General features: G+C 45.0%; 36 protein-coding genes and 1 pseudogene. 3 read left to right on the plus strand and 34 right to left on the minus strand.

The window, feature by feature from the left end; translation table 11 throughout:
* Positions 1-97: 97 nt before the first annotated feature.
* The 13 genes and pseudogenes from ACDJ58_RS23690 to ACDJ58_RS23750 form a co-directional block, all read right to left on the minus strand.
* Positions 98-469 (minus strand): hypothetical protein, encoded by a 372-nt coding sequence (locus tag ACDJ58_RS23690; RefSeq protein WP_053783145.1) that lies wholly within the window; start codon positions 467-469, stop codon positions 98-100.
* 114 nt (positions 470-583) lie between these two features.
* Entirely contained in the window at positions 584-1798 is a 1215-nt protein-coding gene (nagA, locus tag ACDJ58_RS23695; RefSeq protein WP_413373222.1) for an N-acetylglucosamine-6-phosphate deacetylase, read from the minus strand.
* Positions 1795-2523, minus strand: a complete 729-nt coding sequence (nagB, locus tag ACDJ58_RS23700) for a glucosamine-6-phosphate deaminase (protein WP_413373223.1) — start codon at positions 2521-2523, stop codon at positions 1795-1797. Before nagB ends, nagA begins: the two co-directional genes overlap by 4 nt.
* 4 nt (positions 2524-2527) lie before the next feature.
* Positions 2528-3391 (minus strand): MurR/RpiR family transcriptional regulator, encoded by an 864-nt coding sequence (locus ACDJ58_RS23705; protein WP_063566684.1) that lies wholly within the window; start codon positions 3389-3391, stop codon positions 2528-2530.
* Positions 3392-4322: 931 nt separating this feature from the next.
* Positions 4323-4412: pseudogene (locus ACDJ58_RS23710) on the minus strand (DNA-binding response regulator); the annotation flags it as partial.
* 30 nt (positions 4413-4442) lie between these two features.
* Positions 4443-6029, minus strand: coding sequence for a recombinase family protein (locus tag ACDJ58_RS23715; RefSeq protein ID WP_413373225.1), 1587 nt, complete (start codon positions 6027-6029; stop codon positions 4443-4445).
* 248 nt (positions 6030-6277) lie between these two features.
* The gene (locus tag ACDJ58_RS23720; protein WP_413373226.1) at positions 6278-6736 is read right to left on the minus strand and encodes an ArpU family phage packaging/lysis transcriptional regulator; all 459 of its coding nucleotides are present in this window, start codon (positions 6734-6736) and stop codon (positions 6278-6280) included.
* Between the two features lie 66 nt (positions 6737-6802).
* Positions 6803-7312 carry a hypothetical protein gene (locus tag ACDJ58_RS23725; RefSeq protein WP_413373227.1) on the minus strand — a complete coding sequence of 170 codons (510 nt, stop codon included), beginning with the start codon at positions 7310-7312 and terminating at the stop codon, positions 6803-6805.
* A 56-nt stretch (positions 7313-7368) separates the two neighbouring features.
* Positions 7369-7746 carry a hypothetical protein gene (locus ACDJ58_RS23730; protein WP_413373228.1) on the minus strand — a complete coding sequence of 126 codons (378 nt, stop codon included), beginning with the start codon at positions 7744-7746 and terminating at the stop codon, positions 7369-7371.
* An 80-nt stretch (positions 7747-7826) separates the two neighbouring features.
* A complete protein-coding gene (locus ACDJ58_RS23735; RefSeq protein ID WP_413373229.1) occupies positions 7827-8177 on the minus strand; it encodes a hypothetical protein in 351 nt (116 codons plus the stop codon).
* A gap of 38 nt (positions 8178-8215) precedes the next feature.
* Entirely contained in the window at positions 8216-8434 is a 219-nt protein-coding gene (locus tag ACDJ58_RS23740) for a hypothetical protein (RefSeq protein ID WP_413373230.1), read from the minus strand.
* Positions 8431-8697, minus strand: a complete 267-nt coding sequence (locus tag ACDJ58_RS23745) for a hypothetical protein (protein ID WP_413373231.1) — start codon at positions 8695-8697, stop codon at positions 8431-8433. Before ACDJ58_RS23745 ends, ACDJ58_RS23740 begins: the two co-directional genes overlap by 4 nt.
* 209 nt (positions 8698-8906) lie before the next feature.
* On the minus strand, positions 8907-9089 hold the full coding sequence (locus tag ACDJ58_RS23750; protein ID WP_413373232.1) for a hypothetical protein: 183 nt from the start codon (positions 9087-9089) through the stop codon (positions 8907-8909).
* 152 nt (positions 9090-9241) lie between these two features.
* On the opposite strand from ACDJ58_RS23750, the gene ACDJ58_RS23755 reads away from it, so the two are divergent.
* Positions 9242-9523: a hypothetical protein gene (locus ACDJ58_RS23755; RefSeq protein ID WP_413373234.1), complete on the plus strand. Its 282-nt coding sequence runs from the start codon at positions 9242-9244 to the stop codon at positions 9521-9523.
* 18 nt (positions 9524-9541) lie between these two features.
* On the opposite strand, the gene ACDJ58_RS23760 is transcribed toward ACDJ58_RS23755, so the two are convergent.
* The 17 genes from ACDJ58_RS23760 to ACDJ58_RS23840 all read right to left on the minus strand — a co-directional run bounded on the left by ACDJ58_RS23760 (position 9542) and on the right by ACDJ58_RS23840 (position 20526).
* Complete coding sequence (locus ACDJ58_RS23760) at positions 9542-10525, minus strand: DNA cytosine methyltransferase (RefSeq protein ID WP_413373235.1); 984 nt, start codon at positions 10523-10525, stop codon at positions 9542-9544.
* A gap of 381 nt (positions 10526-10906) precedes the next feature.
* Positions 10907-11533 (minus strand): dUTP diphosphatase, encoded by a 627-nt coding sequence (locus ACDJ58_RS23765; protein WP_413373236.1) that lies wholly within the window; start codon positions 11531-11533, stop codon positions 10907-10909.
* Complete coding sequence (locus tag ACDJ58_RS23770; RefSeq protein ID WP_413373237.1) at positions 11530-11934, minus strand: hypothetical protein; 405 nt, start codon at positions 11932-11934, stop codon at positions 11530-11532. The genes ACDJ58_RS23765 and ACDJ58_RS23770 overlap by 4 nt, the downstream gene beginning before the upstream one ends.
* 46 nt (positions 11935-11980) lie before the next feature.
* Positions 11981-12376 (minus strand): hypothetical protein, encoded by a 396-nt coding sequence (locus tag ACDJ58_RS23775; protein ID WP_413373238.1) that lies wholly within the window; start codon positions 12374-12376, stop codon positions 11981-11983.
* A gap of 91 nt (positions 12377-12467) precedes the next feature.
* Positions 12468-13034, minus strand: coding sequence for a hypothetical protein (locus ACDJ58_RS23780; protein ID WP_413373240.1), 567 nt, complete (start codon positions 13032-13034; stop codon positions 12468-12470).
* Between the two features lie 12 nt (positions 13035-13046).
* Complete coding sequence (locus tag ACDJ58_RS23785) at positions 13047-13412, minus strand: hypothetical protein (protein ID WP_413373241.1); 366 nt, start codon at positions 13410-13412, stop codon at positions 13047-13049.
* Positions 13409-14767, minus strand: a complete 1359-nt coding sequence (locus ACDJ58_RS23790; protein WP_413373242.1) for a replicative DNA helicase — start codon at positions 14765-14767, stop codon at positions 13409-13411. The genes ACDJ58_RS23785 and ACDJ58_RS23790 overlap by 4 nt, the downstream gene beginning before the upstream one ends.
* The gene (locus ACDJ58_RS23795) at positions 14764-15114 is read right to left on the minus strand and encodes a hypothetical protein (RefSeq protein WP_413373243.1); all 351 of its coding nucleotides are present in this window, start codon (positions 15112-15114) and stop codon (positions 14764-14766) included. Before ACDJ58_RS23795 ends, ACDJ58_RS23790 begins: the two co-directional genes overlap by 4 nt.
* The gene (locus tag ACDJ58_RS23800; RefSeq protein ID WP_413373244.1) at positions 15047-15919 is read right to left on the minus strand and encodes a replication protein; all 873 of its coding nucleotides are present in this window, start codon (positions 15917-15919) and stop codon (positions 15047-15049) included. Before ACDJ58_RS23800 ends, ACDJ58_RS23795 begins: the two co-directional genes overlap by 68 nt.
* Positions 15920-15932: 13 nt before the next feature.
* Entirely contained in the window at positions 15933-16652 is a 720-nt protein-coding gene (locus ACDJ58_RS23805) for a hypothetical protein (protein WP_413373245.1), read from the minus strand.
* A 193-nt stretch (positions 16653-16845) separates the two neighbouring features.
* Positions 16846-17646 (minus strand): PD-(D/E)XK nuclease-like domain-containing protein, encoded by an 801-nt coding sequence (locus ACDJ58_RS23810; protein WP_413373246.1) that lies wholly within the window; start codon positions 17644-17646, stop codon positions 16846-16848.
* A 14-nt stretch (positions 17647-17660) separates the two neighbouring features.
* A complete protein-coding gene (locus ACDJ58_RS23815) occupies positions 17661-18521 on the minus strand; it encodes a hypothetical protein (RefSeq protein ID WP_413373247.1) in 861 nt (286 codons plus the stop codon).
* A 189-nt stretch (positions 18522-18710) separates the two neighbouring features.
* Positions 18711-18914: a hypothetical protein gene (locus ACDJ58_RS23820; protein ID WP_413373248.1), complete on the minus strand. Its 204-nt coding sequence runs from the start codon at positions 18912-18914 to the stop codon at positions 18711-18713.
* Positions 18915-19062: 148 nt separating this feature from the next.
* Positions 19063-19443 carry a type II toxin-antitoxin system PemK/MazF family toxin gene (locus tag ACDJ58_RS23825; RefSeq protein ID WP_413373249.1) on the minus strand — a complete coding sequence of 127 codons (381 nt, stop codon included), beginning with the start codon at positions 19441-19443 and terminating at the stop codon, positions 19063-19065.
* A complete protein-coding gene (locus ACDJ58_RS23830) occupies positions 19440-19694 on the minus strand; it encodes a hypothetical protein (protein ID WP_413373250.1) in 255 nt (84 codons plus the stop codon). The genes ACDJ58_RS23825 and ACDJ58_RS23830 overlap by 4 nt, the downstream gene beginning before the upstream one ends.
* Before the next feature lie 29 nt (positions 19695-19723).
* Complete coding sequence (locus ACDJ58_RS23835; RefSeq protein WP_413373251.1) at positions 19724-20179, minus strand: hypothetical protein; 456 nt, start codon at positions 20177-20179, stop codon at positions 19724-19726.
* A 77-nt stretch (positions 20180-20256) separates the two neighbouring features.
* Entirely contained in the window at positions 20257-20526 is a 270-nt protein-coding gene (locus tag ACDJ58_RS23840; protein WP_413373252.1) for a hypothetical protein, read from the minus strand.
* A 186-nt stretch (positions 20527-20712) separates the two neighbouring features.
* On the opposite strand from ACDJ58_RS23840, the gene ACDJ58_RS23845 reads away from it, so the two are divergent.
* Complete coding sequence (locus tag ACDJ58_RS23845; RefSeq protein WP_413373254.1) at positions 20713-21093, plus strand: helix-turn-helix domain-containing protein; 381 nt, start codon at positions 20713-20715, stop codon at positions 21091-21093.
* A 173-nt stretch (positions 21094-21266) separates the two neighbouring features.
* Complete coding sequence (locus tag ACDJ58_RS23850; RefSeq protein ID WP_413373256.1) at positions 21267-21494, plus strand: helix-turn-helix domain-containing protein; 228 nt, start codon at positions 21267-21269, stop codon at positions 21492-21494.
* A 256-nt stretch (positions 21495-21750) separates the two neighbouring features.
* Here ACDJ58_RS23850 and ACDJ58_RS23855 read toward each other — a convergent pair whose 3' ends face one another.
* Genes ACDJ58_RS23855 through ACDJ58_RS23870 form a run of 4 tightly spaced genes read right to left on the minus strand, consistent with a single transcriptional unit; the run spans position 21751 to position 23401 of the window.
* Positions 21751-22146: a LytTR family transcriptional regulator DNA-binding domain-containing protein gene (locus ACDJ58_RS23855; RefSeq protein WP_413373258.1), complete on the minus strand. Its 396-nt coding sequence runs from the start codon at positions 22144-22146 to the stop codon at positions 21751-21753.
* Positions 22147-22161: 15 nt separating this feature from the next.
* Positions 22162-22287 (minus strand): cyclic lactone autoinducer peptide, encoded by a 126-nt coding sequence (locus tag ACDJ58_RS23860; protein ID WP_143805367.1) that lies wholly within the window; start codon positions 22285-22287, stop codon positions 22162-22164.
* Entirely contained in the window at positions 22284-22823 is a 540-nt protein-coding gene (locus tag ACDJ58_RS23865) for an accessory gene regulator B family protein (protein ID WP_413373260.1), read from the minus strand. Before ACDJ58_RS23865 ends, ACDJ58_RS23860 begins: the two co-directional genes overlap by 4 nt.
* The gene (locus tag ACDJ58_RS23870) at positions 22820-23401 is read right to left on the minus strand and encodes a hypothetical protein (protein WP_413373261.1); all 582 of its coding nucleotides are present in this window, start codon (positions 23399-23401) and stop codon (positions 22820-22822) included. Before ACDJ58_RS23870 ends, ACDJ58_RS23865 begins: the two co-directional genes overlap by 4 nt.
* Positions 23402-23412: the final 11 nt, after the last annotated feature.

Here is a 23412-nt window from a genome sequence, read left to right on the forward strand (position 1 = left end):
ATGACGGCACACCCCTTTTGTAATTGGTGCGATAGTGTCCAGAAGGGGCAAACCTACCTCCGGAGACATCCTCCAGTTCTACTCCTGCATCCTCCACTTATGAGCGGAAGGTTGTGAAATTTAACATATGCACAAGCTGCATCATGTGCGTGATTTCCTGCTGGACTTCGGAGGTGTCCGTACCTGCCATCGCCAGATTGGCCCGCAGCGTTCTACGGGTGTTCAGCATACCGTCGATCAATTTCATGACCGTGTTGCGTCCACGATGATCCACAATCATATACTTTTTGCGGGCATCCAGCTCCACCCATACGATATTGCTGAATGAGGTGAACAGGTGTCTGCGGTACTGCTCCATATCGGTCTCATTGTAGTGTTCGCCATAAAAGGCATAATATCCGTGTACGTGCAGCTTTTCCGCCAGCTCTGTGATGAACGGGTCGAATTCGAGCATAGCGTTACGTTCCATGTTTCACGCCTCCGTAATGCGTGATCCGCAGATCCCGGCTTTTTTGAGATCTATTTTAACACATTACGCAAGCTATTGCCTGTTGAGGCACACTACAACACTACAGACGGAGAATTAACCGCCGATTCGTCTGCCTTTCACCCACACTTCCTCAATTTTCAAATCACCATTCAGCAAAACGACGTCCGCCTGTTTGCCTTTAGCAAAGGAACCCGTGCGGTGATCAATCCCGAGCAGACGTGCCGGCGTCAGGCTGGCTGCGCGTGAAGCTGCATTCAGACTCAAGCCCACTTCCTGTACCAGATAGCGGAAACCGCGAATCATCGTGAGCGTGCTTCCTGCCAGTGCGCCTCCGTCTTTCAAACGTGCTACACCTTCCTTAACAATCACAGGCAGATCGCCAATTTTGTATTCACCATCATCCAGCCCGGCAGCAGACATCGCGTCCGTGATCAATACGATTTGATCAATAGATTGCTTCAATTGTGCAAGGAGCGAGATCGCCGCTGGATGCACATGGATACCGTCTGCAATGACCTCTGCACTGATGCGGGAATCACTGAGTACTGCTCCGGCAGCTCCGGGATTTCGGTGATGCAACGGTGTCATCGCATTGAATGTATGCACTGCATGGTGCAGCCCGGCTTCGACTGCAAGCTGTACCTCTTCATAAGTCGCATCCGTATGCCCTAATGCTGCCGTAATTCGCTGTTCACGCAGCCATGAAATGACTTCCAGCGCTCCCTCACGTTCCGGCGCCAGTGTGACTTGACGGATCAGGCCCGGATATTGTTTTTCCCACGCCTCAAGCCAAGATACATTAGGCAATACGATATGATCCGGGTTTTGCGCGCCAGGCCACTTAGGACTGAAAAAGGGACCCTCCAGATGCACACCTTCCAACTGTGCAAATGGCATGTGTTCGGAACGATAGCTGTCCACTTCAGACAATACCCGATCCAGACTATCTTTGGGCGCTGTCATGGACGTTGCCAGCATTGCTGTTGTCCCCTGCGTGCAGTGAAAAGAAGTGATCTTATCCAACACTTCTTTACTCGCATCCATGAAGTCTTCTCCATTACCGCCATGTACGTGGATATCTATAAACCCAGGGACAATAACGCCATGCTTAGAAACAGGCACAGAAACGGCTTCACGGCGAATGTGTACAGATAGTCCCTCGGGTGCGCCAGCATAAAGGATTTTCCCTTCTGTCCAGACGAGCACACCATCCTCCATTACACCATCGGGCAGTACGATTTTGCCTCGAAGAAGGGAAATGGTTTTTTCACTCTCTTGCTCATGTTTCTCCGTATGTTCTATGCTCACTTCACCAACCTCCCGGCAGCACGGTCCAGCAATACGACCACATTTGGATGACATTGCAGCAGCGAAGCGGGACATTGCGTCGTAATCGGCCCCATAAAAGCTTCACGAATAATTTCAGCTTTCTCCTCACCACGGGCGATCAGCAAGATTTGTTTGGCTTTTAGAATTGTACCTACACCCATCGTAATGGCCTGAGTCGGAACTTCATCAATACTATTAAAAAAGCGGGCGTTTGCTTTTCTTGTCTCTTCTTTGAGATCTACCACATGCGTCCGCCCTGTGAGCTCGGTTCCAGGTTCATTGAAGCCAATGTGACCATTATGTCCGATACCCAACAGTTGCAGATCTACAGGCCCACGATCATCAATCCGTTGTTCATAGGAAACACATTCTTGACCTAAATCCGAAGCCTGCCCATCCGGCACTTGGGTTCTGGCGAGATCGATATCAATATGGGAAAACAATTGTTCATTCATAAAGCTGCGGTAGCTTTCGCGATGCTCTACAGGAAGACCGACATATTCATCCAGATTGAAGGAAGATGCCTGCGCAAAGCTGACCAGACCTTTTTGATACAAAGCAATAAGCTGTTTATAGATACCCACAGGAGAACTTCCGGTCGCGAGTCCCAGTACAGCCCGGGGTTTCGTTTGTAGCAAACTGGCAATCACACCTGCACCCGTTGCATTCAAATCTTCTTCATTTTCAAAAATACGAATATTCATCTTCTTAGGCACCTCCGTTATGTTGAACTCGATAAGACTGTACATTGTGATACGATTGTTCCAATTTGGGGATAAAACGGTCAAAGTCGGCACTAACCATGCCCGTGAATAGAATATCGACGACATGCAGCAGTGCAATACGTGAAGCCATATCCCCCCGTCTCATGCCTTCTTCCAACGAAGACGTAAAGAGCGGAATATCAGACACCCCCGCAAGTTTGTTATTTCCATAGGATGTCAGTGAAATGGTAGAGGCTCCCGCCTGTTTGGCACAATGCAAGGCATCGATCGTCTCCGGTGTTTCACCCGAATAAGATACCGCCATCGCCACATCTCCCTCACCCAGTGAAGAAGCCGACGTAATTTGCATATGTGAATCCGAGAAGGCAGTACAGCTTTTGCCGATCCGCACAAGTTTCTGATAGAAATCCTGCGTAACAATGGAAGAGGTTGCGACACCGTAGAGATCGATACGACGGGCATGACATAGTAACTGAACTGCATGCTCCAGCCTTCCTAGATCCAGCAAACGGGTGGTGTCCGCAATGGATGCAAGATGATTGGCTTCGATGGCTTCCACAATTTTGGATAAAGGATTACCTGCCACGATATCCTGATATGCTGTTTCATTGGTGGAATGCGACAATTCTGCGGCCAGCTTCATTTTGAAATCAGGAAAACCTTTGAAATGGAATGATTTGCAGAAGCGGGTTACCGTAGCCGCACTTGTTCCGCTTTGCTGTGCAAGATGGTTAATGGTCCAGCCAGGAATATCAGATGGGGACTGTAAAATCACCTCTGCGATTCGTCGTTCCTGAGACGGAAGTTCATTCAGCTCTTGCTGCAACGCATGTAGTATGGCTGCCATGAGTACTCCTTTTTTGAAAATTATTTTTATGAATTCATCATAAATAAAGAAAATTATTTTTATATTTTCATTTTAATCAATACTTTGTTGCAAATCAAGAGCATTCTCACTATGTATTCGCGGTATGTATGATGAAATTTTGAGAAAGCATCTTCTTGATTAAGGAGAGGAATTCCGTTTATATTGGAGATGAACTTTGAAGCGAATGTGGATATTTCATTTTCTAAGGAGGGAGCATACACTCGATGAATCGACGACAACGTCAAAAAATGATTCCTTCCACCTGGATTATTGCCATAAAACAGAGCACTCTATCTGTACCTAGATGAAACACAATACGGGGAATTGGAGCAGCTCTTCTATAAGCCTTTTTCAAAGAAACAATGGAGATCCTTTATTAAGGAGCATTTCAATAACAATATGTAGGTGAACCCTTATGCCATATATGATTACGATTTCCATCACGCTCTGCCCGTAGCAATCTATACCCTTGGAATTTCTGCGGGCTGAGCCTTTTCCCAAGGGAGCGTGATGTTCCATGAAATCTCAGCAAAGAAATCAAGCCTATTACAGGCATCACAGAAGGCGTGTTATTCAACATAAAAAACTGCTTGCTGTACGGTACGGTTGGTCCTATAAGTTCGAAGGGATTTTTGCCAAAGGCAAAATACATTGTTCCTGCTGGTGGTGCTGCGAAAAGACAAAGCGGCTAGGCTATCCAAAATCTGAGCTAACCAGAATAGCTGACTGCACTCAGCAGCTTCTGAATTCAGACTTCTGAGAATGACTATTTAAAACAAGCGATCCCTTCACTTTAGGGATTCGCTTGTTTTCGCTTTCCAACCTAAAACAAAAAAGTCTTTCCCCATTCTTCATCATGAAGAATAGAAAAAGACTTTCATGCTGCTTCAATCAACTGTGCAGTATCGCGTCAGATCTTCAGTTCTCCGAGCTTAATCAGCTCTACAACTGCTTGCGAACGACCCTTAACATTGAGTTTTTGCATCACATTTGTAGTGTGTTATCAAGCACATATCAAGAGCAAAAAAAATTAGCTCAGATAAAGATGGACCGAAACCTCTCCCTGATGGTCTATATCAATCCTTCGAACCATTCGCCCTAGATATATTCGGACGGTATCGACATCATCATAGTTTTCAATCTTGGATAATTCTTTAAAGGCGCCGCGAGTCTCCTCCAAAATCTTTTTCTTGTTTATCATTTTCTTGGCTAGAGCATTCATTGCATCAAGCTGCCTTTCGGCATCTGATATCTCTTTTTCGTACTGTATCTTTTCAAACTCATATTGAGATGAATCAATATCTCCATTCATATGATCACGTCTAATCTCAAACAACAGTCGGCGGTTCGTTTCAAGTTTTTTTTCGAGTTTCTTATTATCAATCTGACTGTCCTTGTATGGTGATGTTGGATCGACGATTGCGACTCCATCCGTTTCCATAGCTTCTATCCGTTCCCGAACCATCGTCATAATGCCTTTCATCAGGTCATCTCTTAATTCGTAGTATGGAAGCCATTTTGAATTAGAGCATCCAGCTTGTCCTGTGCGGCGTCTTCTTGAACACATGAGGTACCTGTAATCCTTTGCGCCCCTTTTGGATCTGGAAAGCATAGACACTATAGAAGACCCACATTCTGAACAGAACATGTACTTTGCAAATAGATTCGTAAATGTCCTCTTACCACCCTTCGAAGCGCCTCCCCTAAGAATTCGTGTCTCATGGGCTAAAGCAAACAATTCGGGTGATACAATAGCTTCATGGGTAGGCTCTTCACTTTTTATCCACTTGTCAGGAGTTGTACGCACCTGTTTTTTACGTCGATTCATCAGATCCGTTATGTCATCATAAGCAACTTCAACAGTGTTTTTCCCGGCGACATTGTATCCTGTGTAACACTCATTGTTAAGTATTGTCTGAACAGTGGATATCCCCCACACCCCTCCTTTTGGAGAAGGTATCTGCAAACCAACTGATCCGTCTCCTCTTTCTCCGTTGAGATATTTGGCTATTTCTTTTACTCCCATTGTTCCTACATATAATTCAAAAATCTGTCGGACTACTGCTGCTTTTTCTGGAACGACTTCCAATGTCTTTCTACCATCAACTACTACTTTTGTATAGCCGTAAGGTGCAATTGAACCGATAAAATTACCTTTCAGTGCCGATTGCCTTATTCCTCGACGCGACGAAATACTGATATCACCACTTGTGTTTTGATTCACCGCTGATTTTATTCCGAATAACAATTCATCATCTTTAACCGCTGAGTCGTAACCATCCTCAATAGAAATCACTCTGATTTTGAGAGCATTAACCAAAATCCGTTTTAAAGAGATAGCATCCAATTGATCCCTACTGAACCTGGATAAAGAGACAAAAGAGAGAGAACGAATCTCCCCCTTTTTTGCATCCTGAATCATTTCTTGTACGTCTTCCCTGGATACGATACTGGTTGCGGAATCACGGTCTTGATAAACACGTCCAATGTTTAACCCCATTCGTTTACCATGTTCGCGAAGCATCGCTTCCTGGTGCTCTGGACTATCCTTCTGTGAATCCTTCAGGGTCGAAACCCTCACATATCCCCGATCTTCTCCCATTTCGCTTTTGCTCATTACGCATTTCCTCCGAAATATATTTGTTCAGAACTTCATCCAGATTGTACGCTACTGCCCCATGTTTATCCAGAACTTTTTGAATCACATCTCTTGCAAACTGTCTTAATATACGATCCGATTCCTCTGGAGTGCCTGTGCAAATGTACTTTATTGTATACGGCTTCTTCTTTTCTGTTTGCTTCCCCATTATCATCACCCACTCTTATGCTATGAGCCAGGGCAAGTACAACTTGCCCTTTATCTGCTCATGCTTGTGACGGCTTTTCCACTGCGATTTTCATAGTCAAAGCAACACTGCGAAAAGCTCTCCATCTTATTTCTCTATATTTGCCCTCACTGATCGGCGGATCAAATTCGAAACCAAACACTTGTTTATCAGTGATGTAGTCATATTCTTTTGTAAGATATCGCTTCTCCATCAAGAATGCTTCTTTTTCCGGCAGTCCCATAACAGCGCGTTCTATTCGAGCGCAATAAGCTGCCTGATATGCTTCTGTATCTACGTTGTATATAGCAATGTTTGCTGTTTGATCACTGGTTACATTGGTTGGACCGTGGAACCTCTCTGTATATGCTGCTGTTGTACTTGCTTCCCTAGCATCAAAGGTAAGGTACTTAAATATCCGGTATTGCTCCAGTGCTTCCTTGACAGCCTCGGTAGTCCTATGCCTGTCAATGTTGGCGTATGAAATTGGTTGACCCACCTTTGTATCACCTCTCACCTTAATGTAAGGATGGTTCCCCGACCGGAGCCGGGGAGTGAAACTATATTAATAAGGCAGATCGTCGTCACTGACAGGGACCTTTGTACCTTCTTGAGTCGTAGCAATGATCTCAGCAGCGGCGGCTTCACCCTCAAGAGGCAACTTCGCCTGGTTCGGATCAACATCAACCGTTCCGTCTGCATTGATCTTCCCTTTAACACCTTCGCGGTACTCTGCTTGCTGCTCTCTGAATTCGTCCAGATCCATTTGTGATTCAGTGATAGATAATTCAACGTCTGTACCAGCCAACTTGTAAAACTCGAATGTCTGAGATGCAGAAGAGTCGCCTTTAACCTCAAACTCAAGAATCGTCTTCTTGGAATCCTTTGCCGATTTCTTGAACTCTGCTGTCAGCTCCACCCCGTCCATTCCGGTAATGGATAGAATCACAACCTCGCGAGTCATTTGGTTCAGTTCCGGACGGCGCTCATCTTCACCTGTTACATAAAACTGAACGAGCTCTTTCTTGGAATCTTTCGTTTGCTTGTTGAAGTGTGCTTTTACTGTAATATTCATGGGTTGTTTCCCCTCTCAATTTTTAATTTGGTTGATTAATAGAATAAGGCCGCGTTCTAAGCCTGGTCGGGTTCTACTGCCGGTTCCTGATCTTCCGGGACCCATTCGACTAAGCCCTCAAACATGCTTGGATTGATGCCGTACAATGTAGCTGCCATCACCAGTCCGTCCGCAAAGTCTTGGTTTTTTGCGCCAATATATGCATCACGCAAATGATCTTCAAGTGAAGGCTCCACCGTGACCAGGTTCGGGTTGTAAAGCAGCATAGCCATCTTTTCGTTTGAAAGATCGTTCAGGCCGTCTATCCCCCAAAATTTTGCAATCCCCTTTGCCTTTGCTTCTGAATGTTTATTCAGGATCGTTTCCCGTGTTTGTGTTTTAAGCAACTGCTTAACACCATCTGATTGTTCTTTAGTTACCATCACTATTGTCATTTGCTCCATTCCTCCCAATTTCGAATTGGTAATATTAGTTCGTTTTTTCGGCCATTAAATGAATGCGGTTTGTATTTGAATTAGGATGCGCAGCCCTCACAGGCGATGTAGTTGTCTCCAACCTTTTTACTAATGCTTATCAGATCACCAAGAACTATATCTTCAGGTCCCGCAAACTCCAGATCAGCAATGCGAGGAATTATCAAAGTTTCAGCTTCTTCCCTGCTGGTTGCCATCTGGCTGAACTCGGACATTTCTCCGTTTGACTTGTTGATGTACTCGAATGTGTACCGCAATGTTTCGTTAGAATCTTCGATGGAAGTCAGACGATTAACCAGATTCATACAGTCCTCAACTGCTTGGTCATAGTTGATATCAGGGGAATTTTTAATCAAATCTTTCATGTGGTCCAGCAATTGTTGTTTGTTCATGGTTTATATATCCTCCTTAGTAGGGATAGGCCTACGCCTCAGCCCTCTACATTTACTTTTTGCAGATACTTTGTTAGGAACGGCCCGTTCAACCAATCGTCCAAGATTACATGTCGTTCAGCGTATACACCCTCACCGGATACCCATTCATTCGATCCACATGTCCAGATCCGACCGTGATAGTCTGCGAAATTAGCTTCATCGCATGTATGCATTACAACCTTGTCGCCGTGACGCAGGGGATGGATATCGCTCATTGGTTCCCCTCTCCTTCCTGACCCAAAGCAGCTGCAATATAATTTCTCGCCATACTGTAATGCTTGTTTTCGATCAGCTTCATTGCGTATGCAAGGGTATTACGATGCCGATCCCTTTCAACAATTGCCGTTGCTGATAAAGCGACCTCATCCGTTATCTGTTTGGTTAATGTTTCAATGGTGCTGTTCTTAGCTGCCAGTTCTTTGGTGATCCGATTTTGTTCCTCTTTCATTTTTAAGTAAATATTTATCGGAGTACTCATGACTGTTCTTCCTCCCTCATACAATCCGGGCAAACCCACCCGTTTTTACTTTCCTTCCAGCCGTTCCGCCGAAACTCTTTGACTGCTAATGCCTTTGTATTTGATGTCGCATCCTGCGTCCACTTTGGGCACCTACCGCACCATACTGTGTACTCACGAGTTATATTGCCGGACATCTGTATATCCCTCCTTGGTTAGAGGCCGGAGCCTCAATACACCCCTGTTTTTGTGCAGTTGTGGTATTTATCATTGGTGATCCGTTTGAATCCGTGTGAGCGGAAATAGGCTGCTCTGATCAAAGGAAACTTGTATCCGTATGAGTAAACAATGTGGTGAATTTTATGAATGCCTGTAACACGTTGAATCAGGCGCTTAAATTTCTTTTTGGTCATGTTATCTCTCCTTTGGTGGGCCTAAACCCACCCTGATTTTTGTGTCGGAGGGTATTCCCTTCCTCCTACCTTCTTTTGTTCTTACTACCTCTCGTAAAACATTTACGGGTCCCACTCCGTGCTGTAATCTGCTCTATAAAGGAGCTGATATAATGCCGTACATTCGTTTCACTAAAAATAGATGCTATATTTCATTGCCCGCTCGAGAGCTGCTCGGTTTCGTGCCCGGACAAAAACATCAGATCATCATGGATTACTCCATAGATGGTGAACTGGGAGATTATGCAAAGGTTCTGAAGTCAGGGCATATGATGACCATCAGCATTGGTGAAAATGGTGCCTCCGCGTTTAGTAGCCTGCATACCAGCAATAAGGAGCCGGTTGTCTTACGATTTCTATATGAGGATGACAAGGCGTTTCATTTCGGCCCTTGAGGGTATTCCCTTCCTCTGTTAAAAACTCATTGTTAGTTGCTTTTCAGGAGCTTCTATGAAGTCCTTTGCTAGTAAAACTTCAAATATCGCTTCTAACTCGCTCACAACTATGCTGTTGCCTGATTGGTGATACAAAGTTCCGTTCAAGCAACCTTCTTTTGAGGGGTGTTCCTTTAATGCCGCTTCGAAGTCGCGATCTTCAAAACCCATCAGCCTAAAACATTCACGCTCTGTGAGATAGCGGTAACGACCATCTTTCATTTTCACAACCCCACTATTAGGGCAACGCATCTGCTTTGTAGTAATCGTATAAGCGAAGTCTTTTATCTCTTCCAACATCCGTCCGCCGAAATTGCCACTCACCAACGGCATGCCAGGAAGCTTACGGACCATACTGGGTTGCGTAACGACATACTTTTCATCTACATCTGACTCCAATAATTCCGTTATTGGCTTCATAGGCCGCTTCTTCAACCTGGTGAAATCGAAATACTTATCTTCTAGCAACGAAACAGTGAAGAGTCGTTCTCTTGCTTGAGGGATTCCGAAATCACGAGCATCTAAGACTTCATATGAATTCGTGTAACCTAAGTTTTCCATGTCGCTTAGATAGTGATTGAATGCCGATACCATATTTTTAGACAATGCGTTTTTTACGTTTTCCCAGATGACCACTTTCGGTTTCCAAACACCGAGATTTTCAATAATTTTGATTGTTTCAAACATCAGGGAGCTTCTTGTTCCGTCTTCTACATTGCCACCATACTGTTTGCCTCCAATACTAAAGTCCTGGCAAGGTGAACCATGAACAAGTATGTCTGGTTGCAAACTATATCCGACCACCGATTCAGGTTTATACCGGTGATCAAACATCGCGTTGTAAGTCCGGACAGCTTTCTCGTTCCACTCCACATAATCAATCGACTTATGTTCAACGCCAAGATTTATAAGCGCTTTGCGTGGTGCCCCGATGCCGCCGAACAGTTCAAGTATCTTGATCACGGTGTCTTGTCTCCCTTCCTCTGTTATCCCCGGCGGGGTGAGCCTAAACTACCTTGTTGCATATCCTGCATGCGTAATGATCAGGGTGCATAACCGCTTCACCTGGGATGTAACTGTATTGAAGTTCAATCATGTGTTCAGGGTGCTGGCAACGTTCCTGCAAGTTGCGTGAGCGTCTTTCTCTATCTTCTTCCTTGTACTTGCAACGAGGGCATACATTTTCTGTCCAAGAGAGCAACTTTCCATTCCCGATGTAATCATCCTTATAAACCTGACGCCACTTCCAATAAGGGTCGCCTTTCTTGAATGAGCAATTGCAGTATATGCAATTCTTCTTCAGTTTTCGGGGAGCAACTTTAAGTCTCATATGTCACCTCTTGTTTAATATCCGTTAGCCTGGCGCTCGTGGTTGACTTTGTTCTTTTCCAGGTAAGCTGCCTCGATCTGTTCAAGCGTGAATCCGAAACGCTGCTGTCCGAGAGCAAAGAACATATTGAACGCCATCCGGTACGATGTAATGCCTGAATACGGGCTGTATACCATACCGATGCCGCCAGCGTGATATATCAATCGTGTGAGCACATTGGTTGTGCTACCTTCCAGGTAATCGTCAATGATTGTGAGGTCCGTATCATCCAGGCCAAGTTGTCGTGCGATACTCAGGAAGAAGTGGACGCAATCTACGTATTCTTCAAGCAGAGGTTGTTTTGTATGTCCTTTGCCGTTACACGCACCGCATTTTGACTTAGGAGGTTTTCTCGAAGGTGTCCAACCGTACTGCTCGTAATGATTTCCTGCACCTGCACACTTTGCGCATCTGATTTCCAATCGTGGCTCCTGGTCATTGCTCCAATGCTTGAATCCGCGCCATTCATTAGACATCTCGCCCAGCTCCACCTGTAGTGCAAGGATCGTGTTCGGGAGCAAATCTTGACCTCGCAGTCCCTTTTCCTCAATGATTCGTGCATCCAGTGTCTTTTGCATTCCGTACAATTTAGCGATGTTCATGCCGTTTCAGCCTCCTGAATCTCAGCCTCGGTTGCAGGCCGGATAACGAATTTTTTATCTCCAATGTGCAGAATGTGGGGTTCGGTCAATTTGTATATAGCTGCCTCCGTGGAATCAAAACCCTGTGCTATCTGGTCAGCCGTCTTGTACTCCGTTCCCTCGGTTCCGTCGACCGTTACCATCTTCAAGCCGTCCCACACTTCCCGGATTTCTTCCGCCTTCTTAAGAACTTCGTTTCTCATCGGTTTGCTGATACGTGGGTGACAGCTCATCGCATCAGTCATGTGGTCAATCCCAAGCGCATAAGCCCGTGTGTGCAGTTGATTCATCCAGGACCAAAATGTATCCTTGGACATCGCCTTGATCTTCTGGAACGTCCGGCGTTTCTGATCATCATCCATACTCGCTATTCCTCCTTAATTTCCATGCCTACGTACAAGGCATTTATTAAATCCCCGAGGGGCATTCATTCAACGCCGCAGCTTCATCCCGCCAGTCATGCGGAGCCTTTGAGTGTTCTCCTACCAGTTCATCCTCTGTCCACCCACCCTCAATTGGCTGGAGCAGGAACAGGATCGCCTTTGCCTGTTCAGCACTCACCTGGACTGTCTTACCGCGAGGTGTGAACTTAATTTCGGATTCAATATTGGGTGGCCTACCCATCTGCTTTTGACCCGGTACAAAGTCTCTGTTGCCTAATCCAATCGGCGGTTTACGTTTAAATTGCGCTGGTTGAGTCGGAGGTAAAGCAGCCAGTTCTTCAGGAGTCAAAGTGTATGTTCTGACCTCACTACTTCCTCGTTGACCCGTTTCCACATTGCGATTTGGGATAGGTGTACCCACGAGTGATTCGCTCCTCTCTGGCTAAAATAAGCACGTCTGTTCCGTTTTTTGGGCGCAACTGTCCGCCGCAGGACCGCACAAGCCCCGGGTGTTATTCTTTATTCAGGATCGATTCAATGACTTCTTTTTGATAAAGCTCAGTGTCCAGCAGTGGCATGTACTCACGCATCCGGTAGAGATTGACCGCTGCTCTGGCGATAATGTACGCGTCCGTGACGTTATCGCTTTTGTGAGTGAAGCCGAACAACTCTTTAGCCGCGTCAGCTACTGCTGCTTTCTTCTCTTTATCCTTCAAACGCCTTTTGCTTCCGACCTCACCAGTCCACCCGGTTACCGCAACATATTTCTTGGTACTCGTGGGATTAATCTCGTTGAAGGTCATCCCTTTGCGGTGGATCATCGTCCTCAGTCCACCATGTATCATTCCGGTGGTGACCCCTTTTTGGGTACCCATTGCCGGTTGCTCGATTAGAATTTCATCATGTTCCTGAAGTTGCTGAAACAAGTTATTTTCCAGCGAGACAAGTTTCTCTATTGAAATCCCACCACTCACTGTTGGACCCTTTCCTTGAAGCTCGATCTGCTCAAGAACATTTCCGTCAATATCCAATGCCACAAATCCCGTTTTAGTGGCCGGATCTATTCCAATGAACCGCATCCGTTCCCCTCCTTAATCATCCAACCAAGATGACACTTTTGATGCCGTTTTTGGTGGCTCTGTTGGCTGTTTTAGAGCCTGTTTCGTCTCGGTCGGTGTATTTGTTTTCGGTGCTATTTGAGGTGTCTCAGCAGGCGCTGTGAAGTCCTGATATGACCATCCCATCTGGTCGTAATATTCAGCCCTTGATGGGTCCGCCTGTACTTCCTTGCCTCGGCTATATCTTTGCACCAGGTCGGCGGTTCTGTTTAAGATAGCAATATCTTTTTCCAACCCCGCATCATCCAATGGGTCCGGTTCTTCGATCTTGAGTGTCAACCTCTCCATACCCGCAATGGCTTTTTTAAGTTGATCATCATTTTGGATTAACTTACTCATCGGCGGCTCCTTTTCGCTTCCTGCTCCCTCTTCTGCATTTCGTATAAGGCGTCTTTATCCATATCAATGAATCTTCCGTTTTTACGGTTGAAGTTCAGGTAAACCGTACCCGTACCTACATCCCGACCTTTAGCAATGTTCAGTTCAGCCAAGCCTTTCAGCTCAGTCTCAGGATAGTAATAATCGTCCCGGTAAAGGAATCCGATCACATCGCCATGGAACTCGATATCGCCTGATTCCCGGATGTCAGCCATAGTGGGCCGTTTATCCGGTCTTTCTTCACATTTACGGTTAACGGAAGTTATCGCAATGACAGGTATGTCCAGATCGTTTTTCATCTGGTTGAAACAGCTAGATACGTGGCTTATCCTTTCAGCATTTGACTTGGACTTCTCTTCTGTTCCAACAATCTGTAGATAATCAACGTATATCACCAGGCGTGGATACTTCTTCTTCAGTTTTTTGGCTTGTCGCCAAATGTATTCAACGGTTTGACCAGGCTTGTCGTCGATGAACATATTAGCCTGCTTTATGATTTGCAATGCTTTGTAGTAGTTGACCCAATCGGAATCTGTTAGCCTGCCCGACCTTATTTTGTTGCTATCTATGCCAGATGTTATCGATATAAGACGGTCAAGGACGGAAGATTTTTTCATTTCAAGAGAGAAAAAAGCAGCCGCATTATTAGCGCATGATGTTGCTAACATGTCGTTCAAAACATATTGAGTCTTTCCGATGCTCGGTCTGGCTCCAATCAACGTGTAACTACCGTTTTGATGACCGCCTGTAAGTTTGTCAAAACCTTCACTTCCGGTTTTGTATCCGGTCAAGCCCTCTACCGCCGATTGTGATCTCTTAGCAAGTAATTTTCCGTGTGAATCAAGTAGGCTGGAGAACAATACCGGGCCTTCTCCGTCATCGATCTGTAACTCTTCGATATCCTTCAGACGTTTTTTAGCTTCCGCATAATTCATCTTCCCGCTAGAAATTTCGTAACCGAAGTTCGTTAACTCTCGCTGCGAATGTGCTTCACTTACGATTTTCACATAACCATCAAAACCATGAGTAGATGCAATAGAACCCCTTATTTTAACCAAATAGATTTGTCCGCCAACTTGATCAATTTTGTCGCCCCACAACTGGTGTAGGAAGACCGGGTCGAATGGGTCACCTTCGCGCTTCTTTTCCACATGTTTTCTTTTGGCGTATTTCAGGACCTCAAAAATCTTGCCGTTAATTCCTTCGGGATCAAAAGATTCCTTTGTCAAGGGACAGTCATCTAACAGTGATGGGTCTGTCATGATCGATCCGAGAACTGCTATCTCAGCGTCCTGGGTGCGTTCGAAGATACTCACAGGTCATCACCACCGCCCATACTTTGAAGCTCTTTCAAGATGTAGTCTGGCATCGGTACAGTTTTGTTGTTTTCGTGATACTCTTGTAACTCGATCAAGTCTTGCTCTCTCTCAAGTTGTTGATGATCGTAAACAGTCATCGAATGTTTCTTTGGTATCAAATCAGCAGGAACAGGTGGAAACTTCTCTGTCTTGCAATGATCAACCGCCATTCGCTGAACATCGTTATAGTCCTCATCCTTCAGGAGCATTTCCCAAACCTGAATCTTCGCCGGGTCATTAACTTCGAAGTTCTGGTAAACCAAGCTGATGAACTTCATTAGTGATATCACGTCTGCCCGTTCCATCCCCGTTCAACTCCTTTGCCATCGCTTCATCCAGAACACTTTTAGTCCTCTCTGATTTTGATTGAAACACTGGCTTATTTTGCTTCGCCAAGTGATCCTCGTATTTCATGCGCAGCCAGCCGCCTTTCTTGAAGACTGCATAATCACTTGCGTAAAATTTATCAACGGATAGTTTATAAGAGCTGAGTACATCTATCATCCAGGTAAGTCCTTCTTGCCCAAACTCATTCAGCAGCTTTGTGTGTTCCTCCGGTTTAAGCCACACTTCATCTGCGTACTCCTGCTTATCTTCACGACTCTTAGCCAGTTTGGTTTTAGAAGCCATTTCTTTAGCAGCTCCTTTATTGTTTTTATTATCTTTCTTTAATACTTTCTTTCTTTCTTTCTTGGGTGGAGAACTCTCCCCCATTAATGGTGGACTACTCTCCACCACAGCGGTGGATGACTCTACACCAGCAACTTTTTTTATTTTCGGGGGAGGATTCTCCCCCACAGTCCATTCATCGTAATTCTTATTGAAAGAAATTTTTCTTGGGCGGGCCCCGTGACCCTCTTGGACCACACGTATTACATTCCAGTCGATCAGCCTTTGCATCTCCACCTTTACACCTTTCAGATCAGCCTTTATTGCCTCAGCTATAAAGCTGGATGCTAAGTAGTGATCCTTCCGTTGGAACCCGTACGTGTACCGCCAAACGGTATCTATTATTGATCTTTGGATTCCGTTAAACCGCTGCCGCGAAACTTGCTCAAGGATCTCGTTAGCAAGGCTTGTAAACCCATTTTCAGTTTGCGGACTAGCCATTCACTTCACCTGCTTACTGTACTGTTTGCCGTTCTGCAATATAGCTTTTCAGCCGATCAACCAAGTTTTCCAAATCAGATTCCTTGGCATCAATGTCACGCTCTTTCCACCACTCCAGAACCGTTTCCGCAATCCCTGAAGGGTCTTCCAACTGCGGCTCAACAACGTATCCGTTAATCATGCCGTTAATGAGTTTCCATCCATTTTCGAAAGCATAGTTTCGAAGTGTGGAAATTTCACTAATAATATTGACGCCTACTTGATAGCTGGGTATGAGCATCCACCTGATAACCGTGTCCAAGTTCTCACCGTCACGCTTGAGTGTTTCCAGCGCCTGCACTACTTCGCGAGGTAGCGTCTGAATCTGGTTGTGAGTGACAGCACGTTCGATGGTGTTGAGAAGCGCAATCTTGTCGTTCTGCAATTCAACGATTGTCTGACCATGCTTCGCCAGATCCGATAACGCAGTGTCACGTTGCGCCAGTGCTTCGTCCCGTTGCGCCAAGATTTCGTCATACTGCTTCTGGCTGCATGTTTTTTCTTCTTTCAGGACAATTGCGTTTTTGTAAGGAATCTCGATGCCAGACCGGTTACCGTCAATGAGTTGGAATGGTGTCGTTAAATCAAGCACTCCAATTGTCAATCTACGAGCGTTGTATTTCTCCCCTGAATGAAACCACACGCCACCTTTTGCCTTATAAGCTGCCACGATTTTGATTTGAACTGTATTCATTTGACTCTCTCCTTCTTCACTCTATTTATCCGAGACTTACGCGCTTGGCGTCTCGCTTCCGTCATTTCATTCAACGATGTGTGGCACTCATCGCATACCCTGCGGCCCCGACTGTATTGCTCCCGCCCCGCTGAAATATGAGCGCCACATATCTGGCAATCCGGACTGAGCCGATATATTTCAACTTGAGAACTCATGGCATTAGGTCCATGTAGTGGATAACACCTCGGAGCTGTCTGGTAGAGCGGCAATACGAACAGCGCTCACACCTCCGAGGGGCTTCCAACCCACTTTTAACTGCGATTATTCCTGGCAAGTTCTCCTTGACTAATTCCGTTTCCAATTCGATACGCGGTTCAAACCCTCCGATTACCTCGACTGCTGGAACATCTTCCTTGGACACTGCCACGATTGCCGGTTCTAACCAAGTATCTCTACCGGACCGTATGCGTTCCAATTCCGCATACATAGACATCTGCAGAACGTATCCATAAGCCTCAACAAATGAAACGTAAGCCCCGTGTTCCCTGCTCCAATGCTTACCGTAGATGTCCCTAACCGTCTTAATGTCGGCAAAGCGCTCTTGTTCTTCGTTCAAAACGTCTATTTTTGCCTTCCAGGGAATACCGCCAAATTCAGCGGTAACTATGGTTTCTTTCTCCCCTTGAAGAATGAAATTACAGAATGAATCCTTTTCTAAGGCTTGAATCATTTTTTCAGCTAATGTATATTTCTCGTAAAGCTCACCTTTTCGTGATCCCTTAGTCAAGAAAAGTTCAGGATGTTCGATTTTGAAGGAATCGAGCACACCCTCGAAATGAGCATGTACATAGGAGCCGATAAGCAGCGCATCTGATTCCGGCTCCTTGTACTCATCTTGCAACTTAGCCATTGCCCCAGCTTCGCAATTAAGGAAGTCCTTATACTGGCTGACACTCATATACTGCCGGTTCGCCTCTTTGGAATGATAGTTCGAATCGGTCAACTCCAGCATTCAATTCACCTCACCTATTTATCTGTGCTTTGACTCTTCTCATATGCTTCTTGGGCTTTACTGCTCACCGTGTCAGGTGTTTTCGTTTCAGGTTTGATCCATTCCCCGAAGTAATCCTCACGTTTTGCCATGCCATCCCTCAAAGAGCGGAATACGTTTGCCAATCTGCGAACGTCATTCTCACTGAAGGCATCTGCATTGCATCCGATGTATTTTTCAAGCCACTCTTTTTTCACCTGGTATGTTCCATCAAACGCTGTGATCATTTCGCGAATGCGATCTTTTAAAGGAACTTTATTATCCGTTGTCAACGTTTGGCGACATTGGTTGACAGCAGCTTCGACGATATCTCCTGGCAAGACTCCAAGGATGCAGGCACGGACACGACGCGAACCCTGATTTGCTGTCATTTCATAAATGTCACGAGGGTCATCAAGGCGATTAATTTTCCCTTTCGCTTTCCGCTCGTGCTTCACCACAAAAGTCATTGAACGTCTTGTGTTCGTCTCCAGATCCCAGCAATAAGCCAGCATTGTGGACTCGCCATCTTTCTGCTCAATCTCAGTAACCCCGTAATCGATATTGCCCCAGGACTGTGCCAGTACTTCGGCCAAGCGGATCGACGGACCAGATACTTTGCTACCACCACGCGGGAACTCGTATTCAGCAGACTCTGCTAATGATTTACGTTGGCACGATTGAATGATTTTGTTATAAGCGGCGTTCTCGTCACGTGGGAAACGTTTTGCAAGTATCATAGCCGCCTGAACCTCTTGAGCCTGCCGACTCACTACCGCTGCCTCCATTGCTGAATTATGTTGTGGAGCTGGAGCGAATCCACCACTATTTTGATTTCCGTTATATTGATCTAACATTGAACATTCCTCCTGTTGAATAAATGGTTTGTTGGTTCTGGTTTGATCTCTGGAACCTCTTGCTCCCATGGATCAAGCGTTCTAACTGGAATTGCTATCGGTGTATCCACAGCTTCCATCATGCAAATGAGACAGTGTGGATCTCGTTTCTCATATACGGCGTAGTCTGCAAAATTTCCACACCCGCATTTAACTCTCATTGCTCCCCTCACCTCCTCTCAGGCGACGACGAATACGGTTGTACTTCATCTGGTGGGCTTCGCTCGGAAACTCAAACTTGGGATATTTGATATCCAAGTATCTTCCTCCCGACTCCTTTAGTGCCTGCAAATCTATTGGGTCGTTACTTGCTTTGATACGGATTGACATCTTCATAGCGTTAGTTACGTTCATGCCGTTTCCCACTTAACTAAAAGCAACCTGTTATACTTCTGATACTGGCCCCGAGCGTACCGGGCTACCAGCAGACGTCCGCTTGCTATCATGCGTTGTTCGAAACTTTCAAAGAATGTGCATAAGTCCTTTAACTGCTTCTCCGTTTTCATCTGGCAACACGACCTCCCCTTCTGCTTGGTTTAGGTGCCTCTATCAATCCGAGGCTAATCATTAATGGTCGCTCAATCTGCTTCAGCAGTTCAGGCGTGAGAGAACCGATCCTGTCATCTAACCGAGTCTTGTCAATCGTTCTGACTTGCTCAAACATAACAACCGATGGTTTGCGTACCCCCTCTTCGATGCCGAGTGGAAAGTGTGTGGGCATCAAGCGTTTGTTTCCAGAATTCGTGATTGCTGCAACAATGACTGTGGTTGAGTATTCATTGCCCACGTTGTTCTGGATAACGAGACCTGGACGGTAACCCTGTTGTTCGCTCCCCTCGCCGTCTCCGTATTCAATCATGTAGATATCACCGCGCTTGATCATGTTAGCTGCGCCTCCAGTTCATCGAGTCTTTCACATACGTGCTGCACTAAGTCCATTTGGTTATTCTTCTGAGCAGCAAAGGCAATTTCTTTCAAGCCGTCAATCTCATAAACCAATTCAAGGTTTTTCTTGAGTAAAGCAAAGATTATTTTCAGTTCAAGCTCACTGAGGATCAGGTTCCCTTGCTTATCTGTGTTCACCATCGTGATTTGTGCCATTGCCCGGTGAACCTTGTGAATTGCGATAGACATGTGTGTGTGCCCCTTTCAATTCGTTTTGGTTATCGTTCGTGTTTCAGCATTGTTTCGACCACTTCATTGACTATTTCCTCAGCCACAGCAGCCTCTTCTTCCGTCATAACCAGGATTGTTTTTATTCCGAGTGTTGCACGAACTATGGTTGATAGAACAATTTTCACTTGATGTCTCAGGGGCGAATCTTCCAGGTTTAGTCGCTGCAAAGCTCTCTTTCTTATTCCAATCCATAGCGCTCCTTTCCCGGATAAGGGTTCACCGACTTCAACTTCCTCTTCTCCCCCCAGATCCAGATCGTTGAGCATATTTCGAAGAGAGATGATTGCCTGCGTATCAGCGATGCTGAACGATTTGGCCGGTAATGCGAATCCCAGTTCTAAATCTTTTTCCTCTTCTTGTAGTAGTGTGAGAATGTTAGAGTCGCCTCGTTGTACAAACATTGCAGCCTGCCAATCATTCAATGCTTCTGCTGATCGATTCATCTAACCACCAACTTTCACTAAAATAAGTAACATTTCTATTGACGGTTATACGGTTTTACCGTATACTTTCTCTAGTATCAATTCTCCATTTCAGAGAATTTATTCTCAAAAAAATATGCTGGTTCTATTGCCAAGCCTTTCGTGCAAATCTTTTCTAAATCATCGGCTGTCAATCGGCAATCACCATTCATAATCTTGTAGAACTTTTTTTCACCAATCCCAGACTTTTCAGCAATAACCCTTAATACATAACCTTTAGACTTAATGTACTGAAGAAGCCTCACACGTACTGGAATTCCAATAAATTCATCTTCAACTGGATGGATGGCGATTTCACTCGAATTCATCCTCCGTCCTCCTTTCTCCATTTTGGGGTGATAATTCTCTGTATCAGAGAAATTTCGTATCCCCAATATAATTCTCTGTATCGAAGAAGTCAACACCTTTTCCAAAAAATAATTCTTTGAAACAGATAATAATTTTTCTTAACTTGGACAATATGCTAATATCCATAAGAAGAGGTGAACAGAAAAATGGCTGCAATTTACGCTGAAAGATTGAAAAAGATTAGAAAGGATTTGAAGCTCTCCCAGCTTCAAGTTAGGGATCATACGGGGATTAATAATAAGACTTTGAGTGGTTACGAGGCCGGAAGAAATAAACCTGATTATGATACTTTGAAAGTGCTTTGTGACTACTATGGGGTAACAATGGATTGGGTTTTGGGACACACAAATAACCCCCACAGCAACTTAACCGAGGCTGAGAGGGATATGATCGAGAAGGTTGATTTGGATGACGAATCTTTCATCAAAGGGGATTTCAATTTCGCTGGACGTGAATTAACGGTAGAGGAAAAGAAAGAACTACAAGCTATGGCTCGTCTGTTTCTGAATCGGAAGACAGGGAATTAAGAAACTCTTCAATCAACTTTTGGTTTTCTGGCGTGTCGGCTGCGATGGATTTTAGGAAATGCTCAGCATCAATGCTATTCATAAGGCAAGACCCCCGGTATGTAGTATTGTAATTATATACGAACGAACGTTCTTAGAAAAGAGTTTAAACAACCGAATATGGAGGCATACATATGGCACTGACCTTCGGGAAGTGCCTGTTGCGCGATCTACGGTTACGTGCTGGTCTTACTCAGGAAGAACTTTCTGAAAGGCTACGTACTAAACTCGGATTGACTGTCTCTCCTACGCTGCTTTCGTTATATGAAAACGGCAGACGTCCCATGCCAGCCCTGAATATGCGGGGCATTTGCATTATACTGGGATGTACGGAGGCGGACCTTTACGAGTGGCCCAGATAGCTCACAGGCCGGAGCATTTTCACTGCTCCACCCGGAGGTTTAACTTTACACCATTGTAAAGTTCATTACTCGTCAAGAGGAAATCTTGTTCCTATTTCCCATTTAACCCCACATCACAAGATTTGTAAATTAAAATTGGTCGTCTGAATTTAACGCATTCGACACTGTAATTCGACAACATATTACATAAGAACTATGTTATTATGTTTAACGCAAAAAAAGAGGGGCCACCGCACTATGACGGTGGCCCCTCTTTTCATTGGAATATTGGAACAAGTTTATATTGTTTTTCAGTACCTATGGAGAGTTCTTGAAGTAGATCGTTGTATCCTCTTGCGGACATAGAACACCTTAATTCTTTGACTCTCCTAAACTTCTCAAAGTATGCGTAGTAAGGTGTTTCTTCCGTGCGGCGAACCTTTTCGACATTGACCGAGCTGTTCCGGTCAACGTCCACAAAGCGAGCTCCACTGTTGTTAAGAACTTCAGTCCAGTGCTCTTTGCTGCCCATAAAGTAATATGTCGCATCGGCAGTATAAAAAGCAACTTTCCGAAGCTTGCTAATATAAGACAGATATAGTATGTCGGTGATCGGGACTGGGACCACACCCATTTTCCCTTTCGGATCAACCAGAAGAGTTACTTTTTCCATATATGTGGTCCTCCATTATTTTTTGAGCAAGTGCTGTGGCGGCTTCGGATTATTAACGAAAACCAAACTTGCAGGCATTACAGACAATACTGCGAGTGCTCCAAGGCTAGATGCAATTGCGGAATAGATTACTGTTCTCATGTTGTTTCACCTCCTCTCGTGAAGTGTTCGTTAGCAATAAGAGTAAGAGCCTGTACAAAAAATGCTATTGCTGCTACTGACGAGTTGAACCATAGATTTGATGCAACGACAAGTACACCTGCTAATCTTAATATCGGGAAAAAGCGCGGTGGAATTATAGTCTGTCTCTCAATTCCTGATGGAGCATATAGCGCCACTATAACTGCACTGACAGCCGTCAACGTGATTACCCAGCTATTATTAAGTGTCACAAGAGATAAAGCTGTTGCTACACCTGCCGTTGCCACTGCACACCATGTACTGGATTCCAAGTGCAAACCGCCTGTTAACTGACGAAGGATGGCAAAGCATTGGAGTAACAAGAGTGTTTCTCCGAACCGTCCAGTAAAGATTGCTCCGATCATTGCCAGGCCTAAAACTGTAACGAAATTAATAATGATTATTAGTGAATGGTTTAGGTCCTCTTCTGGAGTCGGATGATCCGGCACAACTGATTTGATATGTCTAGCGAGTCTGCCGGCTGCTGCCTCAATCATTTTTCCTTCCTCTCTTTCCTAATAGCGTAGTACAGGAACAGACCAGACGCTGCCCCAAAGAACAGAATGTTGATCCATACTGCTTTCTGATACATAGTGATTGCGGTAAGAGAAAAGGCGCCTATAACCACTAACACCACCATGATCTTTTCCCATCGGAACCGGAGGATACTATAATTCGCCTCAAATCCGATCCCGAATCGATACAGTATGTAAGCCAAAAGCATGAATGAAATACTTGTGATCAACTGCAGCAATTCTCCTTGAAAAAATTCGAACAGAGCTGCCTGGGCAAACGCATAAGGGAAGAATCCAGCGCACGCTATAATTGCGGACCAGATCAACGGCAATCGGACCACAGTCGCAAGCAGTAGAACATAAAATAAAATGTTGATCACCACCGCTATAAATCCAAGATCAATTTCCCGCAAGAAATAACTTTGGAGTCCCATAAGAATTGCAACGACAGCAGCCTGCCAGGTGTACTCCAGTGGATTCTCTCTGAAAAGAACCATCATGAACACAAACGCACCAAACATCTCAATCATTGAAAACAACAGAAACGTGACCAGTTCCATCGTGCTTTATC

Origin of the sequence: Paenibacillus taichungensis, assembly GCF_047302525.1 — a bacterium.
Taxonomy (GTDB): domain Bacteria; phylum Bacillota; class Bacilli; order Paenibacillales; family Paenibacillaceae; genus Paenibacillus; species Paenibacillus taichungensis_B.